Origin of the sequence: Tsukamurella paurometabola, assembly GCF_900631615.1 — a bacterium.
GTDB classification, from domain to species: Bacteria; Actinomycetota; Actinomycetes; order Mycobacteriales; family Mycobacteriaceae; genus Tsukamurella; species Tsukamurella paurometabola_A.
On record NZ_LR131273.1, the window covers coordinates 582295 to 598482 of the forward strand.

At 69.7% G+C, this 16188-nt stretch carries 20 protein-coding genes; 6 read left to right on the top strand and 14 right to left on the bottom strand.

Translation table 11 applies throughout. The features are described 5' to 3' along the window. Positions 1-23 precede the first annotated feature (23 nt). The 14 genes from ELY19_RS03045 to mrf form a co-directional block, all read right to left on the bottom strand. Positions 24-731: an MspA family porin gene (locus tag ELY19_RS03045; RefSeq protein WP_126194887.1), complete on the bottom strand. Its 708-nt coding sequence runs from the start codon at positions 729-731 to the stop codon at positions 24-26. A 228-nt stretch (positions 732-959) separates the two neighbouring features. Continuing rightward, entirely contained in the window at positions 960-2387 is a 1428-nt protein-coding gene (locus ELY19_RS03050) for a hypothetical protein (protein WP_126194888.1), read from the bottom strand. A gap of 130 nt (positions 2388-2517) precedes the next feature. Further along, a complete protein-coding gene (locus tag ELY19_RS03055; RefSeq protein WP_126194889.1) occupies positions 2518-3228 on the bottom strand; it encodes an MspA family porin in 711 nt (236 codons plus the stop codon). Between the two features lie 61 nt (positions 3229-3289). Continuing rightward, positions 3290-3949: an MspA family porin gene (locus ELY19_RS03060; RefSeq protein WP_126194890.1), complete on the bottom strand. Its 660-nt coding sequence runs from the start codon at positions 3947-3949 to the stop codon at positions 3290-3292. Positions 3950-4374: 425 nt separating this feature from the next. Further along, on the bottom strand, positions 4375-4584 hold the full coding sequence (locus ELY19_RS03065; RefSeq protein WP_126194891.1) for a hypothetical protein: 210 nt from the start codon (positions 4582-4584) through the stop codon (positions 4375-4377). After that, entirely contained in the window at positions 4584-5210 is a 627-nt protein-coding gene (locus tag ELY19_RS03070; RefSeq protein ID WP_374101495.1) for a MogA/MoaB family molybdenum cofactor biosynthesis protein, read from the bottom strand. The genes ELY19_RS03065 and ELY19_RS03070 overlap by 1 nt, the downstream gene beginning before the upstream one ends. Continuing rightward, on the bottom strand, positions 5207-6517 hold the full coding sequence (locus ELY19_RS03075) for a S1C family serine protease (protein WP_126194892.1): 1311 nt from the start codon (positions 6515-6517) through the stop codon (positions 5207-5209). Before ELY19_RS03075 ends, ELY19_RS03070 begins: the two co-directional genes overlap by 4 nt. A gap of 97 nt (positions 6518-6614) precedes the next feature. Beyond that, positions 6615-8150: a HAMP domain-containing sensor histidine kinase gene (locus ELY19_RS03080; protein ID WP_164711496.1), complete on the bottom strand. Its 1536-nt coding sequence runs from the start codon at positions 8148-8150 to the stop codon at positions 6615-6617. 4 nt (positions 8151-8154) lie between these two features. After that, on the bottom strand, positions 8155-8841 hold the full coding sequence (locus tag ELY19_RS03085) for a response regulator transcription factor (RefSeq protein ID WP_126194893.1): 687 nt from the start codon (positions 8839-8841) through the stop codon (positions 8155-8157). 197 nt (positions 8842-9038) lie between these two features. Beyond that, positions 9039-9965 carry a hypothetical protein gene (locus ELY19_RS03090; protein WP_126194894.1) on the bottom strand — a complete coding sequence of 309 codons (927 nt, stop codon included), beginning with the start codon at positions 9963-9965 and terminating at the stop codon, positions 9039-9041. A gap of 410 nt (positions 9966-10375) precedes the next feature. After that, positions 10376-11029: a trimeric intracellular cation channel family protein gene (locus ELY19_RS03095; protein WP_126194895.1), complete on the bottom strand. Its 654-nt coding sequence runs from the start codon at positions 11027-11029 to the stop codon at positions 10376-10378. A gap of 70 nt (positions 11030-11099) precedes the next feature. After that, positions 11100-11273 carry a 50S ribosomal protein L32 gene (rpmF, locus tag ELY19_RS03100; protein WP_013127873.1) on the bottom strand — a complete coding sequence of 58 codons (174 nt, stop codon included), beginning with the start codon at positions 11271-11273 and terminating at the stop codon, positions 11100-11102. A gap of 77 nt (positions 11274-11350) precedes the next feature. Further along, complete coding sequence (locus ELY19_RS03105) at positions 11351-11614, bottom strand: type B 50S ribosomal protein L31 (protein ID WP_126194896.1); 264 nt, start codon at positions 11612-11614, stop codon at positions 11351-11353. After that, positions 11611-12828, bottom strand: coding sequence for a ribosome hibernation factor-recruiting GTPase MRF (gene mrf, locus ELY19_RS03110; RefSeq protein WP_197715974.1), 1218 nt, complete (start codon positions 12826-12828; stop codon positions 11611-11613). The genes ELY19_RS03105 and mrf overlap by 4 nt, the downstream gene beginning before the upstream one ends. Positions 12829-12874: 46 nt before the next feature. On the opposite strand from mrf, the gene rpmB reads away from it, so the two are divergent. The 6 genes from rpmB to ELY19_RS03140 all read left to right on the top strand — a co-directional run bounded on the left by rpmB (position 12875) and on the right by ELY19_RS03140 (position 16046). After that, positions 12875-13111, top strand: coding sequence for a 50S ribosomal protein L28 (rpmB, locus tag ELY19_RS03115; protein WP_126194897.1), 237 nt, complete (start codon positions 12875-12877; stop codon positions 13109-13111). After that, the gene (rpmG, locus tag ELY19_RS03120; protein WP_126194898.1) at positions 13112-13276 is read left to right on the top strand and encodes a 50S ribosomal protein L33; all 165 of its coding nucleotides are present in this window, start codon (positions 13112-13114) and stop codon (positions 13274-13276) included. Further along, positions 13276-13581, top strand: coding sequence for a 30S ribosomal protein S14 (gene rpsN / locus ELY19_RS03125; protein ID WP_126194899.1), 306 nt, complete (start codon positions 13276-13278; stop codon positions 13579-13581). The genes rpmG and rpsN overlap by 1 nt, the downstream gene beginning before the upstream one ends. After that, a complete protein-coding gene (gene rpsR / locus ELY19_RS03130) occupies positions 13581-13811 on the top strand; it encodes a 30S ribosomal protein S18 (protein ID WP_126194900.1) in 231 nt (76 codons plus the stop codon). The genes rpsN and rpsR overlap by 1 nt, the downstream gene beginning before the upstream one ends. Before the next feature lie 129 nt (positions 13812-13940). Beyond that, positions 13941-14879 (top strand): AEC family transporter, encoded by a 939-nt coding sequence (locus ELY19_RS03135; RefSeq protein WP_126194901.1) that lies wholly within the window; start codon positions 13941-13943, stop codon positions 14877-14879. A 138-nt stretch (positions 14880-15017) separates the two neighbouring features. After that, positions 15018-16046 (top strand): hypothetical protein, encoded by a 1029-nt coding sequence (locus tag ELY19_RS03140; protein WP_126194902.1) that lies wholly within the window; start codon positions 15018-15020, stop codon positions 16044-16046. Positions 16047-16188: the final 142 nt, after the last annotated feature.

The following is a 16188-nucleotide window of genomic DNA, read 5'->3' on the forward strand; positions in this document are numbered from 1 at the left end:
CCAGGTCCGACGGTGCGGCCCGCTCAGCCGAGCGTGAAGGGCGCGCCCCAGAGGATCACCGTGCCCTTGGAATTGCCGATGCCAGCCTTCGCGATGACGTACAGACGGGCCTGCGCATATCCCGCGCAACCGTCGACGCCGATCGTCTGGTCGCTGTAGGTGAAGCTTCCGCTCGCACCGGTGAAGTCGAAGCTGGTGGACGGTGCGTACCAATCCGGTGCGACTTCGTCGCCCGGCTTCGGCCAGGTAGCTCGATCGTAAGTCAGTGCCTGGGTACCCACAGAGCCGGCGGCGAGTTTGATCGAGCCACCTGTTGTGCCCTTAATCGACGGTGACAAGCCAGTTCCCGCGTCGGGATCGTTGAACGTCGCTCCCGACTCCGCGCCAGCACCCAGATCGATGGAGGCGTCCCCGACGTCGATCTGGCAACCCACCGCGTATCCGGCCTCGATTGACCCGCCATCCGCTTCAGCGCCGTTCACCTTGACGCTGACCGTGCCCGACACCCAGGCGTTGCGAGTAGTAGGCAGTGCGACCATGCCGGGCGACAGTCGTGCGCGCTGCCCCTTCACTGTGATGACGATCGAGCCGGAGCCGACTTTCGCTGACTGCGTCGCGTCTCGCAGCGGAATCACGGTGTCGGCGCTCGCAGTCGCAGGCATGAGTAGGCCAGCGGTCACAGCGCCTGCAGTCGCGAGGCCCGCCGCGGCGAGGGTGAATCTTGGGGTCATGTACCCAGTCCTTTCCATTCGCCGGCCGTGCGACGCCGGCGATTGAGATAGGAAGATATCAGCTGCAAACTGTGCGAAACGCCCGTTGAAACATGTCTGTAACACTCAGCGGAAGCTGTAACAGAAGTAGGCACTTTCGGCTGGGCACCTCCGGAAACACGCATCGCGCGCCCGGCGAGACGCCGGAACGCGCGATGCGTGAAGACCGAGATCAGAGAGGCAGGGAGATCACTCCGCACCGGAGGTCGACGAGTCGGCGTCACTCCCCGACGCCGAACTCGACGAACCCGACGTGCGCTCGGAAGCCACTGCGGGAGCCTCCGCCGTGGGCACCGTATCTGCGGCCGAAGCCGTCGACGTGGAGTCCGCGGCAGGCTTCGCGGCCGCCTCGGTGGGCTTCGATTCCCCCGACGCAGCCGGCTTCGGCTCCGCCGAGGCCGTGGGCTTCGACTCCGCCGAGGCCGTCGGCGTGGTCTCCACGGCCGCAGCGGGTTTCGACTCTGTCGGCGTCGCAGGCTTGGTCTCCGTCGGCTCGGGCGCCGGCTTCGGGGTTTCGCTCACCGCCGCCGTCGTCGGGTTCGTCTGCTCCGTAGTCCGCGTGGCGGGCGCTGCCCCCGGTGCCGTCGGCTCCGCAGTGGACTGCTGGGTAACGCCCGGCTTCGTGTCGGTCACGGACGTCACGGCATTCTCGTCCGCCACTGCCGTAGCCACGCTCGTCAAGGAAGGCGTGCTTGCGGGCGTCACCGTCGAAACTGCAGCGGCAGGGGTCACCGACGCGATCAGCTTGTCGATCTTCTCCTTAGCGGCCGCGATCTGCGTGCCCGGGAAGTCGACGATCGTCGTGATCGACTTGGACACCGCGTCGATGACGAGGGTCGGAATCTTGCCCCAGTTGCCCGAAATGAAGGCATTCGGCACCGAACTCACGAGACTGGTGAAATTCGTGTACACGGTGTTCGCTGCCTGGAAGGTCGCCCAGGCAGTCGCAACCGGAATACCCGCGACGTTCAGCGCATTCGTGATGACCGGCGGAACGACGGACGGGCTCGGCGTGGGCGCAGTTGTGGCCTTGGGCGTGGTGCCCGCGTCAGGAGCCTTCGGCCCCGCACCGGTCGTGATCCAGGTGAGGGAGTCCTTGACAGCGGTCTCGAAGGCGGTCGGGATCGAGCCCCACTGCCCCTTCAGTAGCGCATTCGGGATGGTGTTGAATGCGAGCTTGTAGAACACGGTGTAGATCCCGTTGCCAGTCTGGAAGACGCGCCACACGGCGGCCACCGGAAGTCCAGCGATATCGAGCGCGGACTGTACCGCCGCCGGCACCGAAGGCAGAGCGATCGGCTCGGACGATGCGTCCTGCGCGGACGCGACAGCGGGCTTCGCGGATTCCTCCGTGACGACGACCAGCGGAGCAACCTTGGCAACCTGGGCATCAGAGGCGACACCGGCGGGAAGGGACGCACCCCCGGTCGCCCCTGAGACGGACTGCAGGACCTGCGCAGGCGACGGCAGCTCCGCTGCGCCTACCACAGGGGCCGTCGATGCCGAGGTGATAGCACCGGCGCCGGCGACGGGCGCCACAGCGACGGTGGCCGCGGCGACGAGCGCGATGAAAGGAGTGGCCTTGCGATTCATTTCTTCAGCTTCCTTCGATGACATGGTTCGGAGTCGACGCCTGGTGGTGCCGTACAAATCGTCGGCGCCGCGCTCGATTTGTACGTTGGTACCAAACTGGTGAGACGCAGAAGGCGGTGCCCGATGGACACCGCCTTCTAGCATCGGCCAGAGATCAGCCCAGGGTGAAGGGCTTGCCCCACAGGATCACGGTGCCCTGCGAGTTGCCGACCTTCGCCTTGACCTTGGCGAAGAAACGAGCCTGCGCGTAGCCGGCGCAGCCGTCCACACCGATGGTCTGCTCGGTGTAAGCGAGCGAGCCCGAGGAGCCCTTGAACTTGAAGCCGGTGCTGGGATCGGCCCAGTCGGGCGCGACCTCATCGCCGGGCTGCGGCCAGGTGGCACGGTCATAGGTCAGCATCTGGGTGCCGACGCTGCCCGCGGCGAGCTTGATGCTGCCACCGGTCGACCCGGACACGGAGGGCGAGCCGACCCAGCCACTGCTATCGAATGCAGCACCCTTGTCGTTGTTGACCCCGCCCTTGGCGCCGAGGTTGATGCTCGCCGAGCCCACGTCCACCTGGCAGCCGACGGCGTAGCCGGCCTGGATCGAGCCGCCATCGGCCTTGCCGCCGTTGATCTTGGCGGACACGACACCCGAGACCCAGGCGTTGCGGGTCGTGGGGAGCGCCACCATTCCCGGCGAGAGCTTCGCGCTCTGGTTCGTGATCGTCACCGTGACGGTGGCATCACCGATCTTGGCGGACGACGAGTTGTTGGGCAGGGGGATGAACGTGTCGGCGTTGGCAGCCCCAGTGGAGAGAGCACCCATCGCCACGCCAGCCGCGGCGGCAACGGCGGCGCCGCGGATCGCGATCTTCTTCATGAAAGTTCCTTCAAGGTTCGCCGCCCGTGGGCGGACAAGAGAGTCAGGTCAGTGGAATGGATCAGCCCAGCGAGAACGGCGCGCCGTACAGGAAGCCCTGAACACGGTTGCTGCCCTTGATCTCAACCCAAGTCACCACGCGAGCCTGCGCGTAACCCGAGCAGAACTTCACGTCGACGTTCTGGTCCTTGATCGTCACGTTGTAGGTACCGGGCTTGGTGAACTTGATGGAGTCCGTCGAGCCCAGCTGATCCTGACGGCTGTAGCCGGAGACGCTGTTGGTCGCGCCCGGGGTCAGGGGGATCCCCAGCGAGCCGGACACACCGCCGATGCCGAGGCTCGGGCCCGACATGCCCAGGCCGGCGCTCGGGCCGGTCACGTCGATGCCGCCGCCGATCTGACCGGGGAACTGGCAACCGACGATGACACCCACGCCCAGCTTGCCCTGGATGTCCTTCGCATCTGCCGGCGCCTTCACAGTCACCGAGCCGTTGGAGGAGTACCAGGCGCTGCGCGACTGGGGCGTCGCGAGCGAGCCCTGGATCTTCGCGACGTTGCCCGTCGACTTCAGGACGACGCTCCAGCCCGCGGGGGCCGGCACGGTCTTCTGGCCGTCCGGCAGCGGGCCGGCGTTAGCCGATCCAGCCGCGACCGAGGCGGCCGCGGCCACCGCGATCGCAACGACGCCAGCGCGCCCTGCAACCTTGCTCATCTTGCTCATTCGTTCCCCTCACCAGGAATCATGGTGTGCCGCTCCGGTAGGAGCGCCGACCCGGAGGCTCACCCAGCCGCGGGTCGAATCCCGGCCGTTGTCTCAGGCCGAGATCACTATCGGTTCCCCGGAAGTCTTCGCTGACCTTCGGTTCCCGCGGAGCATATCCTCAGCTTTCCGGGTCGCGCAACGCTTTCGATCTTCGTAAATGAAGAATTCGTGAAGTTACGCATTGCTATTTTAAATCTACGACCCATGCGTCAACCAGCACTTATTAGGCTGCACTCACCGAAAACCGGCACCTACCTGCAAGGAACTTAGGGTGGGCTTCCTACTTAGAGTTCACTCAGATACACCAGAGCCGTAACCTGACCGTTTCACAGCGCAGCCGTGTCCTTAGTCACACTACCAGCAGATTTGCAGTTCCATGCGCCCTACCCGCCGTGGTGTGGCGGGCGGTTCTCGCGGTACCAGCGCTCGGTCGGGTCACCGTCGGACCCGGAAACGGGCGACGCCGCACCCGGGCGGGGTGCGGCGTCGTCGGGCAGGTCGTCCTTGGTCTGCGAGGGCAGGACGTCCCCGAAGATTCGCGCGATATCGCGCGCGGAGTACTTCCGCGGAGTGGGATCGCCGGGCTCGGTCATCACCGGGCCTGGTCGTCCCCGCCCGCGATGTGGCGGATCACGTGGGTCGCGAGCGGGGTCAGCGTCGCCATGCCGTCGCGGATCGCCGCGCGGGAGCTGGCGAGGTTCACGACCACGGTGCTGCCGGACACGCCCGCCAACCCGCGGGAGAGGCCCGCGTCGGTCGCGCCGGCCGCCAGGCCCGACGAGCGCAGGGCCTCGCAGATGCCGGGCAGCTTCTTGTCGAGGATCTCCTCGGTGGCCTCCGGCGTCACATCGCGGGCACCCACGCCCACGCCGCCGATGGTCACGGCCAGGTCGACGCCGCCGATCACGGCGGTGTTCAGCGCATTGCGCACGTCCACCTCCTCGGCGGGGACCACGACGACCGCGTCGACCTCGAAACCCGCCTCCTCGAGCAGCTCCGTCACCAGCGATCCGACCGACTTCCCCGCGCCGGACGCGCGCGACGCACCGGGCTGCAGGTGATCGTCGACCACCACCACCAGGGCGCGGCCGATCACGCCGGCACCGTCGAGGGCCGTGTCGTCGAGGGCCGGCACGTCCAGGACCTCGTCCTCCAGCCACTCCGCATCCGCTGCTCGGCTCTGGCTCATCTCCGCGGTCATCTTCGACTCCTCAGTCACTTGTCCAACTTATCGAGCGTCACCTGCTTGGTCACCGGACTCGTACTACTCGGGCTGTCGAGGTAGGTAACGGTCACGGTAGCCCCCGGCGGGTACGCGCGCACGGCTCCGATCAATCCGTAGCCGTCGCTGATCTGGAGATCGTCGATCTTCGTGACGAGCGCCCCCTTGGGGATGCCCGCGCGGCCGAAGCCGCCCGTCGGCGAGACCTCCACCACCAGCGCGCCCGGCCGGCTGACCGAGGCCCGCGGATCCACCGTGATGCCCACGGCCGCGTGCGTCGCCTTCCCCGAATCCATCAGCTCCTTGCTGATCCGCTGCACCTGGTTCGACGGGATCGCGAAGCCCAGCCCGATGCTGCCGCTCTGCTGGCCGGTGATGCGGGAGCTGCCGAGCGTCAGGATCGACGAGTTGATCCCCACGAGCCGCCCCGTCATGTCCACGAGCGCGCCGCCCGAGTTGCCCGGGTTGATCGCCGCGTCGGTCTGCACCGAGTTGATGACGGTCGCCTGATCGTCGTCCTTGCCGCTGGTGGGCACCGGGCGGTTCAGGGCCGAGACGATGCCGCTGGTCACCGTGCCGGCCAGCCCCAGCGGGGCACCCACCGCCACGACCTCCTGGCCGACGGACAGCTTGCCGCTGTCCGCGAAGGCGAGGGGCTTGAGATCGCGCTTGTCCGTCTGGATCACGGCGAGGTCCGTGATCGGGTCGGCGCCCACGACCGCGGCGTTGCTCACGCTGCCGTCGGGGAAGGCCACCGTCAGCTTGCCGTTCCCGGCGATGACGTGGTTGTTCGTGACGATCTTGCCGTCCGCGGTGATCACCACGCCCGAGCCCGAGGTCTCCGAGGAGCCCGCCTGGTTGTCGATCGACACCACGGCCGGCAGCACGCTCTGCGCCACGTCCTGCACCGACCCCTTCACCACCGGCGGAGCGTCTCCCCCGGACACCGTCACCGTCGACGTCGAGCCGTGCTTGCCCCACACCAGGTACGCCCCGGTCACCGACAGCAGCGACGCGATCAGCGCGATCGCGACACCCATCGCGACCAGCGCGCCCATCCGGGGGCCGCGCGCGGGCGGGGGCGTCGTGGTCACCGCGGGCAGGCCACCCGGCCCGGGATAGCCCGACGGTCCGCCGCCGGGTGCCGGGTAGGCACCCGAGTACTGCTGCGTGGGCCGGTACTGCCCCGGCTGCGCCTGCTGGCCGGGCGCCTGCTGGCCGGGCTGCGACGCCTGGCCCGGCTGCTGGCCGTACTGTCCCGCCTGCTGCCCCTGCTGATAGGGATTCTGCGGACCCTCGGTCATGGAGCCCCCTCCTTCGTGTACTTACCCGCCCAGACTGCATACGGCTGCTGTGAAGTGCCTGTGAGCAGATTGTCACTTCCCCGGGACCAAGAATCCCTCATCTGCCTCGGCGCAGGCGCAGCCGGGGTTCCCGCTGCACCACCTGCGGTGCCCGCCCGCCCGCGACGGGGCTGCCGGGGATCTCGAGGCGCACCAGCGCGCCGCCACCGTCGGCGGTGCCGACCGCGACCGACCCGCCGTGCCGCTCCACCACCTGTTTGACGATGGCGAGTCCCAGGCCCGAGCCCGGCATCGACCGGCTCGCCATCGAACGGTAGAACCGCTCGAAGACCAGCTCCCGATCCTCCTCCGGGATGCCCGGTCCGCTGTCGGCCACGCTGAGCGCCGCCCGGGCGACACCGATCTCCGCGAGCTCGACCCGCACGACCCCGCCGTCCGGGGAGAACTTCGCGGCGTTGTCGAGCACGTTGACCACGGCCCGCCCGAGGCCCGCCTGGTCGCCGTAGACGTACCAGGGGGCGCTCGCGACCTCGAAGCGGACCGTCGGGCGGCGGCGCTCCACGCGCTCGACGGCCTTCTGCAGGACCTCCTCGAGGTCGATCTCCTCGTTGACCGCCTCCGGCGCGTCCTCGCGGGCGAGGTCGACGAGGTCGCCGACCAGCGTGGTCAGCTCCTCCACCTGGGCGAGGACGTCGTCGGAGAGCTCCTTCATGTCGTCCTCGGGGATGGGCGGCGCGCCCGGCTGGTTCGCCGCGACGAGCAGCTCGACGTTGGTCCGCAGGCTCGTGAGCGGCGTCCGCAGCTCGTGGCCGGCGTCGGCGACGAGGCGGGCCTGCCGGTCGCGCGAGTCGGCGAGGGCCTGCAGCATCGTGTTGAAGCTCGTGGTCAGGCGTGCCAGCTCGTCGCGGCCGGTCACCGGGATCGGGGTCAGGTCGTCGGTGCGCGCCACCCGTTCCGCGGCCTCGGTGAGCCGCTGCACGGGTCTGAGGCCGCCGCGGGCGACGGCGGTGCCCGCGATCGCGGCCAGCACGATGCCGCACGCGCCCACCACGATGAGCACCGTGCCCAGCTCGCTGAGCAGGTTCTTCGTCGGGGTGAGGTCCTCGGCCACGAGGATCGTCACGCCGTTGTCGAGGCGTCGGGCCATGACGCGGGTGTCGCCGACGGACCTCAGGGACTCGGGCGACTTCCCCTCGATGACCTGCCGCTCCTGATCACCGATCGGCACCTGGCCCGACGGTCCCGAGTGGTACGGCGTCCCGTCGGGGTAGACGACCATCGTCCGGTTGACGGACATGTCCGGCCGGAACATCAGCATCATCATCACCGTGGTGAACTGCGTGACCGGCGAGCTCATCGCCGGCGCCACCGAATCCACCTGTTGCTGCAGCCGGTTGTCGACGTCCGCGTACATCGCGCGCTTGACCACGAAGAACGCCGACGCCGCCATCAGCGCCACCGCGATGCCCACGACGGCCGCGGCCAGCAGCGTGACGCGCCAGCGGAAGCTGACGTTGCGGGTGATCGGGTTCGGGTCGCGCATGGGGCGCCGCGCGCCCGGGTCGGACGCGGCGCGCCGGTCCCGGACCTGCCGGTCCTTGGCCTCCGGACGTGCGTGCCTGGGTACCGTCATCGCATCACGGCGGGGTCTCGCGCAGGACGTAGCCGACCCCCCGCACGGTGTGGATCAAGCGGCTCTCGCCCTCGGCCTCCGTCTTGCGGCGCAGGTAGCCGACGTACACCTCCAGCGCGTTGCCCGAGGTCGGGAAGTCGTAGCCCCACACCTCCTCGAGGATCCGGCTGCGGGTGAGCACGCGGCGCGGATTGCTCATGAGCATCTCGAGCAGGCTGAACTCCGTGCGGGTCAGGCTGATGTTCCGGTCACCGCGGAGCACCTCACGGGTGGCCGGGTCCAGGCTGAGGTCCTCGAAGCGGAGCACCTCGTTGTCGGCGCCGGCCTCGGGTGCGGCGCGACGCAGCAGCGCCCGCATCCGGGCCAGCAGTTCCTCCAGCGCGAAGGGCTTGGGCAGGTAGTCGTCCGCACCGGCGTCGAGGCCGCTGACCCGGTCGCTCACGGCGTCGCGGGCGGTGAGCACCAGGATCGGCAGGTCGTCACCCGCGCTGCGGAGCCGGCGGCACACCTCGAGGCCGTCGACCCGCGGCATGTTCAGGTCCAGGACCAGCGCGTCCGGCCGGTTGCTCGCGATGTGATCGAGCGCGTCCTGCCCGTCGACGGCGGTATCCACCTGGTACCCGTTGAAGGTCAGCGAGCGGCGCAGGGACTCCCGCACCGCACGATCGTCGTCGACCACCAGAATTCGCATAGTCCACAGTCTTACCGAAGTCGTGTGTGAATTGGCTTAATGGGCTCGTGTCCGGCGCCGGGCCCGCCCCCCTGGCTCCCGGTTCCCAGTGGGGAGCCGGTGTCCCCATAGTCAGCTGGACTCCCCCTGATTGCAGTCGACGGGACAGCAGCCAAGGCCAGGGAGCGCGGCTCCCCACTGGGAGCCGCTGGTTGCGGTCAGCCGGGGAACGGCGGCACCGCTCCGATAATCCCGCCGTTGTTCAACGCAGTCGTGAGGATCTTGAAGAATCGCAGCCGATCGGTTAGGTCCTCCCAGGTCCAGTGGCACACAGTCATTCCGATCGTCGCGAAGTCACTGTCGCGCCGCTTCTCGTAGCGGCGCCGGGCGGCATCGGAGTCGTACTTCTTGTCCCCGTCGAACTCGCCGATGACGTGCCCCCACTGGAAGTCGGCGAAATAGGTGCGCCCGTTGATGCGGAAGTGTTTCTGCTGCTCCGGTAGCGGGAGTCCCCACTCCAGAATCCGCGCCCGCGACCACGACTCCCCTGCCGATTCGCACACGTCGCACGAATCATCCAGCGCCCGGCGCGCCGTCGCGCGGCCGCGGACCGCGCCCAGCCGGTCCAGCACGGCCCGCAGCTCGTCGACGGCGACCGGCCGCGGATCACCGGCTTTCGGATATCGCCGGACCCGCCGCGCACCGTCGAACACCACCAGCGCCTGCTCGTAGGTTCCACCGAGCGCGGTGTCGACGGTGGACCGTGCGCGCGACGTCACGAGCAGGCCCTCGACGGTGATCACATCGCCCGGTAGCAGCAGCCGCGGATGCACGTGCCGGTTCCTGCTGACGAGGCCACCGCCGTGCTTGCCGTTCACCGTGGTGTGCACCTTCGTGAAGTCCGCGTGGAGCATCGGCAGGCCGTGGAGCACCGCGGCGCTCTGATGACTGATCACGCCGTGATCGCCGGCCAGGCCCGCGGCGACCACCGTCAACGCCGCCTCCTCCCACCGTTCTCCGACGGGCCGCTCCGTGTACACACCGGCCCACACCCGGCGCAGCTTCTTCGCCTTGATCGCCTTTCTGATTGTGTCGTCCGTCCACCCCTCGGCGATCATCACCGCCCGTGTCCTCAACCCCCTCATGCCGAGCAGAATGCGCCGACACAGGTCCGCGACTCCGCTGCGTGACCTCGAATAGGCCGATCCCTCCACAGGAACGCGGTTGTCCACAGCCCCCTTGCGCACGTCGGCCGGGGCGTACTCAGCGCAGCGCGGTCGCCGACCGGCGACAACGGGCAGCGGACCGTCGAACCTCTGCTTCCTGCACGTTTCACTCCCAGCAGGGAGCCGGAGTCCCCGCCGCGGGCTGCTGTCCCCTCCACAGCAGCTGGCGGGACACCACATTTCGACGGGGAGGTCGGCTCCCAGCTGGGAGCGGACACCCGAGCGGAGCGAGGACAACCGAGCGGAGCGAGGACAACCGAGCGGGGCCAGGACTCGCGGGCGGAGCGGCATCGCACCACGCGAGCGCGGACCGTCGGCCTGCCTGACCGCTACCGACGCAGCGCGCGCTTGCAGGCCCCGACGAATCGGCCCGCGACGTCCTCGGGGGCGATCGGCACGCGCCAGTCCTGCCACAGTGCGAGGAGGCGGAAGCCGGAGGCCAGCACGGCGCCGACCAGGAGCGCCCGGGAGTCCGTCGCGCCCCACGACGCGGCGAGCACCGTCGCGGCGGCGCCGGTGAGCGCGGGGATCGCGTAGAGGTCGCGCTCCTGGATGAGCAGGGGCACCTCGTTGACCAGGATGTCGCGCAGCACGCCGCCGCCGAGGGCGGTGGTGATGCCGATGAGCGCGGCGGCGAAGGGCGACGCGTCGTGGTGCAGCGCGGTCAGGGCGCCGGTGGCGGAGAAGACGCCCATGCCGATCGCGTCGAGCACGAGCACGGAGTTGCGGAGCCGCCCGAACTGCGGGTGGAAGACGAAGACGAACGCCGCCGCGATCGAGGCGGTGGTGATGTTCTCCCAGCCCTGGAAGGAGGCGGGTGGGTGGATGCCCAGCAGGACGTCGCGGGCGACGCCGCCGCCCACCCCGGTGAGCGCGGCGAGGGTCCACACGCCGAACAGGTCGAGCCGCTTGCGGACGCCGATGAGCGCGCCGGAGGCGGCGAAGACCGCGATCCCCGCGTGGTTCAGCACCGCCAGCAGCACGTGGGCCCCTTCGGATACACCTCAAGAGCGGGCCGGCACCAGCCGACCCGCTCTTGAGGGAAAGAACGTCTTAGCGGCGGTCGAGATCGACCAGACCCAGCTTCGCGGCGCGCACGAGGCGGCGCGGAACCAGGTGGGTACGGCCGCCGACCTGCACGGCCTGCAGCTCGGGGTTGTTCGCCTTCCACTGCGAGCGGCGAGCATGCGTGTTCGCCCGCGACATACGGCGCTTCGGTACAGCCATGATTCTTCCTATCGGTCTTGACGAAAAAAGCTCTCGACGCGAGCCCGGGAGGCTTCCAACGTCACAAGCACTGAAGTCTACCGGTTGGACACGCGCCCGCCAAAACGCGCGTACTTCTCCTGGAACTTCTGCACCCGCCCGGCGGTGTCCATGACGCGCTGCTTCCCCGTCCACAGCGGGTGCGAGTCGCTGGTCACGTCCACCACGATCAGCGGATACGTCACCCCGTCGACGTCGACGGTGCGCTCCGACGTCGCGGTGCTGCGCGTGACGAACACCTTCCCCGTGGACGCGTCCTGGAACGCGATCGGACGGTACTCCGGGTGGATTCCCTGCTTCATGACATCTCCTCATCGATCTCGTCGCGCCCCGGGGCCGGGGCGAGGTCCTCGCACGGGTCGGCGTGCATCGCGCCGAACGGGTCGTGCCAGCCGGCCCACTCCTCGGGGCCGGCGGCGAGTTCCGCGGGGGTGAGTTCGGCCCACCGCAGGGTCTCGGCGATGCGGGAGGGGTCGGCCCCGGCGGCGAGCACCACCAGGTCGGTCCGACGGTCCCCGTACGTCTCGTCCCACGCCGCGGACGCCATCGCCCACCGCTCGGGCGTACCGTCGCCGCCGGCCGCGAGCCACCGTCCGGCCGCGCCGACGCGCAGGCCCGCCCCCGCGGACTCCAGCCAGAAGGCCTCGTCGGGCGTGGTGGCGAGCCAGATGCGGCCCCGCGCGTGGACGACGCCGTCGAGCAGCACGTCGATCGCCTCGTGGAAGCGGCCCGGATGCAGCGGGCGGCGGGCGCTGAACTCGATGAGGCGGACGTCGCCGTCGGCGTCGAGCGGAGGGCAGCCGGGCAGCAGCGGGCCGAAGGGCTCGATCGGCGGGCGGGGCGTTCCGAGGCGCGGGACGAGCCGGTCCAGCGGGACGCGCTCGCGGGCGATCGGGGCTCCGGGCGCGAGGCGGCGCAGCACGGCGCGCAGGCGCGCGGGGTCGGGACTGTCGCCGGTCACGACCAGCAGGTCGGCGCTCTGCGCGTGCCCGACGGCCAGCTGTGCGACGGTGCGCTCGTCGTCGTCCGGCACGGCGAAGCGCTCCCCCACCTCCTCCTCGCCGAGGGCGTCGTCGAGCCAGGTCGCGCCGTCGACGAAGCCGATCGTGCCGGTCACCTCGACGTCGCGCGCCGCGGGCCCCCGCACGGCACCGACCATCTCGACGATCACGTGCTCGATGGCGTGCCGCACGGCGTCGGCCTCGAGGATCGGATCGAGCCGCACGACGATGCGCCGGACGCTCGCCCGCCGGTGCAGCGTGCGCAGCAGCGGCAGGAGGTCCTCGCGGAGCGTGCATGAGACGCAACCGTGGGCGAGTTCGAGCAGCGCGACACGCTCCTCGGCCGTCCCGTCGGGCCGGACGGTGGCCTCCGACCGCACGACCAGGCCCTCTCGGAGGCCGGACAGGTCGTGGTGCACGACGACGGTGCCGGGTTCGGCGAGTTCGAGCGCGCGCTCCTGCCCGCCGAAGCCGGTCAGGAGCAGGACCGGGGTTCTCTTGGAAATGATTCCCATTTCCAGTACGTTACCTTATCGACAATCATTCGCAAGAAGGAGAAGCATGTCCGCACACTGCCAGGTGACGGGCCGGGCGCCCGGCTTCGGCAAGCGGGTCTCGCACAGTCACGTGCGCACGAACCGCCGCTGGGACCCGAACATCCAGCGTCGCCGCTATTACGTGCCCTCGCTCGGTCGCACCGTCGTGCTCCGGGTGTCGACGAAGGGCATCAAGACCATCGATCGCCGCGGCATCGACGCGGTGGTCGCCGAGATCCTCGCCCGAGGGGAGAAGCTGTAAATGGCCCGCAACGAGATCCGTCCGATCATCAAGCTCAAGTCGACCGCCGGCACCGGGTACACGTACGTGACCAGGAAGAACCGTCGCAACGACCCCGACCGCATGGTGCTGCGCAAGTACGACCCGGTGGTCCGCCGGCACGTCGATTTCCGGGAGGAGCGCTGATGGCCACCACCGCGAAGATCGCCAAGAACGAGCGGCGCAAGGAACTGGTCGCGCGGTACGCCGAGCGGCGGGCCGCACTGAAGCGGACCATCGCGCACCCGTCGACGGACCCGGACGACCGCGCCGCGGCCGTGCGCGCGCTGGCGAAGCTGCCGCGCGACGGCTCGGCCACCCGCGTCCGCAACCGCGACGCAGCGGACGGCCGCCCGCGCGGGCACCTGCGCAAGTTCGGGCTCTCGCGCGTGCGGGTGCGGCAGATGGCGCACGACGGTCAGCTGCCCGGCGTCCGGAAGTCGAGCTGGTGATGGCGCGCAAACCGACCCGTGTTCCTGCGTCGCGGCGCGGCCTCGTCCGCGTGCCCGAGGGCGCCCTCGACTACAAGAACGTCACCTACCTGCGCACTTTCCTCAACGACCGCGGGAAGCTGCGCTCGCGCGCGATGACGCGGCTGTCCCCGCAGGACCAGCGGAAGCTGGCGGCGGCGGTGAAGAACGCCCGCGAGATGGCGCTGCTCCCCTACTCCTCGAAGAAGTAGCAGGCGTCCGAAACCGGCCTCCAGCACCAGCACGATGCAAATGCTCCGTCCTGTGCGAGCTGAGGGCCGGTTTCGGGAGCCCCGACCGTCCGGGCGAGGCGATACTTCGATCGCGTAACCTTTTCGCCCGTGACTTCCGTGCTGGCCGGCTTCGCCGTGATCGCGATCATCATCGCGGCGGGGTGGCTCCTCGGCCGGCTGGAGGTCCTGGGCGAGGAGCCGGAGAAGCAGCTCTCGCTGCTGGTGTTCTACCTGCTCACACCCGCTCTGCTCCTCCACGCGCTCGCCACGACGGATGTCGCCGTGCTGTTCAGTTCGCGCCTGTGGGTGAGCGCGGGATCCGCGCTGGCGATCGCCGCGGTGTACTACGTGGTCGTGCGCGTGCTCTGGCGCCGGCCGACGGGCGACGCGACCATCGGCGCCCTCGCCTCGAGCTACGTGAACTCCTCGAACCTCGGCATCCCGATCGCGGTCTTCGTGCTGCACGACACGTCGTACGTCGCCCCGCTGCTGCTGTTCCAGATCCTCGTCTTCTCGACGATCGCGCTGACCGTGCTCGACCTCGCGGAGGCACGCGAGAGCACGGGGCCGAAGCAACCGCTGTGGCGGACCGTCGTGACCCCACTGCTCAACCCGATCGTGGTCGGCGCGCTGATCGGGCTCGCGATCTCGCTGACGCGGTGGCACCCGCCGGACTGGCTGATGAGCCCGGTGAAGCTGCTCGGCGACGCGTCCGTCCCCATGGCCCTGATCGTCTTCGGCCTCTCCCTCGGCGGCGTGCGGGTGCTGCAGAAGGGCGCGGCGCCGCGCCGCGACATCGCCCTGGCGACCGCGCTCAAGATGATCGCAATGCCCGTGCTGGCATGGGCGATGGCGCGGTTCCTGTTCGGGCAGTCGGGCCACGCCCTCCTCGCGCAGACGGTGACCGCGGCCCTCCCGACGGCGCAGAACGTGCTGGTCTACGGCCTGCGATACAACCGCGGCGTGATCCTCGCGCGGGATGCCGGCCTTATCACAACGGCCCTGTCGATCCCGGCGATCATGCTGATCGCGGTCCTTCTCACCTGACGAATGTGACGGACGACCCGGTCACATTACGCCTGTGACGTCCGTTTCGGCTTGGGTCGGCGAAACTACTCGTGGGTTAATAAGGCCACGAGTAGGGCGCTGAACGGCGCGCTACGAACCGAACCCAGGAGAGACCCCATGGCTCAGACCGCCGCACAGCGCGCCGTCGACGTGTTCGTCTCTGCCGTTGAGGCCCGCGGGGGCAAGGCAGAGGTGACCACGAAGGGCAGCACCACCCTCGTCACCGTGACCGCAGCCGACGGCCGCACCGAGACGCTCCGCGTCAAGGCCACCACCGGCGATGCGTGGCAGGCCCGCAAGAGCGAGGCCGTCGCCAAGGCCCCCGTGACCGCGTGGGCCCTCGTGGACCTGTCCGACGGTGCGCCGATCGCGCTCGCCCCGGCCGCCGACTACGCCGCGCACGTCGCCAAGCTCGCCGCCGCGTGGGAGGGCAAGAACCCGGGCAAGTCGCTCACCGCCAACACCAACCTCGCCGTGACCGCCGACGCCGTCGCCGCCTGGGAGGACGCCTGGGCCGTGCTCGGCCTCGACGGCGCCGCGCCCGCGAAGCCGGCCGCCGACAAGCCAGCCACCGACAAGCCGGCCGCCGACGAGTCCGCCGCATCGTCGGCGGCGAAGGCCCCGGCCAAGAAGGCCGCCGGTAAGGCCACCCCGGCCGCCAAGAAGGCCGCCCCGGCCACGAAGGCACCCGCGAAGAAGGCACCCGCGAAGAAGGCTCCGGCGAAGTCCGCGGCCAAGACCGCCGCGAAGAGCACGGCCGGCAAGAGCGCGACGGCCAGGACCACCGCCGCCAAGCCCGCCGCTGCCAAGAGCACCGCGGCGAAGCCCGCCGCGAAGAAGGCTGCGACCAAGCCGGCCGCCAAGCCCGCGGCGAAGAAGGCACCGGTCAAGGCGTCGGAGGCGAAGATCACCCCGATCGCCGCGCAGAAGGACGCCGCCGCCAAGAGTAAGGCTCCCGCCTCCATCGACGCGAAGACCTCGAAGCCCGCCGCCGCGGCGGACGCCAAGGCCGCGCCGAAGGCGAAGGCCGAGGCACCGTCGAAGGACGTGGCGAAGGCCGAGCAGAAGACGGCACCGAAGAAGGGCCAGCCCTCGGGCATCGCGCTCCTGCTCAAGCGCCTCCCCGTGGTGGGCCGCCTGCTCTGATACCGGGCATCCGCTCCCGGCCGGGAGCCGGCACCCCCGACTCCATCCGATGTCCCCTCAACCGCTGTTGGGGGGACATCGGCGTTCTGCGGGGAGTTCGGCTCCCAGCTGGGAGCGGACACCTGCCCGTTTCGCCTAGAGT

Excerpts from the sequence above, each read along its gene's own strand:
- ELY19_RS03090 (WP_126194894.1), bottom strand. The coding sequence starts at position 9,965 with ATGAGGGGGTTGAGGACACGGGCGGTGATGATCGCCGAGGGGTGGACG.
- rpmG (WP_126194898.1), top strand. The coding sequence starts at position 13,112 with ATGGCCCGCAACGAGATCCGTCCGATCATCAAGCTCAAGTCGACCGCC.
- ELY19_RS03075 (WP_126194892.1), bottom strand. The coding sequence starts at position 6,517 with ATGACCGAGGGTCCGCAGAATCCCTATCAGCAGGGGCAGCAGGCGGGA.
- ELY19_RS03105 (WP_126194896.1), bottom strand. The coding sequence starts at position 11,614 with ATGAAGCAGGGAATCCACCCGGAGTACCGTCCGATCGCGTTCCAGGAC.
- mrf (WP_197715974.1), bottom strand. The coding sequence starts at position 12,828 with ATGGGAATCATTTCCAAGAGAACCCCGGTCCTGCTCCTGACCGGCTTC.
- ELY19_RS03050 (WP_126194888.1), bottom strand. The coding sequence starts at position 2,387 with ATGTCATCGAAGGAAGCTGAAGAAATGAATCGCAAGGCCACTCCTTTC.
- ELY19_RS03085 (WP_126194893.1), bottom strand. The coding sequence starts at position 8,841 with ATGCGAATTCTGGTGGTCGACGACGATCGTGCGGTGCGGGAGTCCCTG.
- ELY19_RS03060 (WP_126194890.1), bottom strand. The coding sequence starts at position 3,949 with ATGAGCAAGATGAGCAAGGTTGCAGGGCGCGCTGGCGTCGTTGCGATC.
- ELY19_RS03065 (WP_126194891.1), bottom strand. The coding sequence starts at position 4,584 with ATGACCGAGCCCGGCGATCCCACTCCGCGGAAGTACTCCGCGCGCGAT.
- rpmB (WP_126194897.1), top strand. The coding sequence starts at position 12,875 with ATGTCCGCACACTGCCAGGTGACGGGCCGGGCGCCCGGCTTCGGCAAG.
- rpsN (WP_126194899.1), top strand. The coding sequence starts at position 13,276 with ATGGCCACCACCGCGAAGATCGCCAAGAACGAGCGGCGCAAGGAACTG.
- rpsR (WP_126194900.1), top strand. The coding sequence starts at position 13,581 with ATGGCGCGCAAACCGACCCGTGTTCCTGCGTCGCGGCGCGGCCTCGTC.
- ELY19_RS03045 (WP_126194887.1), bottom strand. The coding sequence starts at position 731 with ATGACCCCAAGATTCACCCTCGCCGCGGCGGGCCTCGCGACTGCAGGC.
- ELY19_RS03055 (WP_126194889.1), bottom strand. The coding sequence starts at position 3,228 with ATGAAGAAGATCGCGATCCGCGGCGCCGCCGTTGCCGCCGCGGCTGGC.
- ELY19_RS03140 (WP_126194902.1), top strand. The coding sequence starts at position 15,018 with ATGGCTCAGACCGCCGCACAGCGCGCCGTCGACGTGTTCGTCTCTGCC.
- ELY19_RS03080 (WP_164711496.1), bottom strand. The coding sequence starts at position 8,150 with ATGACGGTACCCAGGCACGCACGTCCGGAGGCCAAGGACCGGCAGGTC.
- rpmF (WP_013127873.1), bottom strand. The coding sequence starts at position 11,273 with ATGGCTGTACCGAAGCGCCGTATGTCGCGGGCGAACACGCATGCTCGC.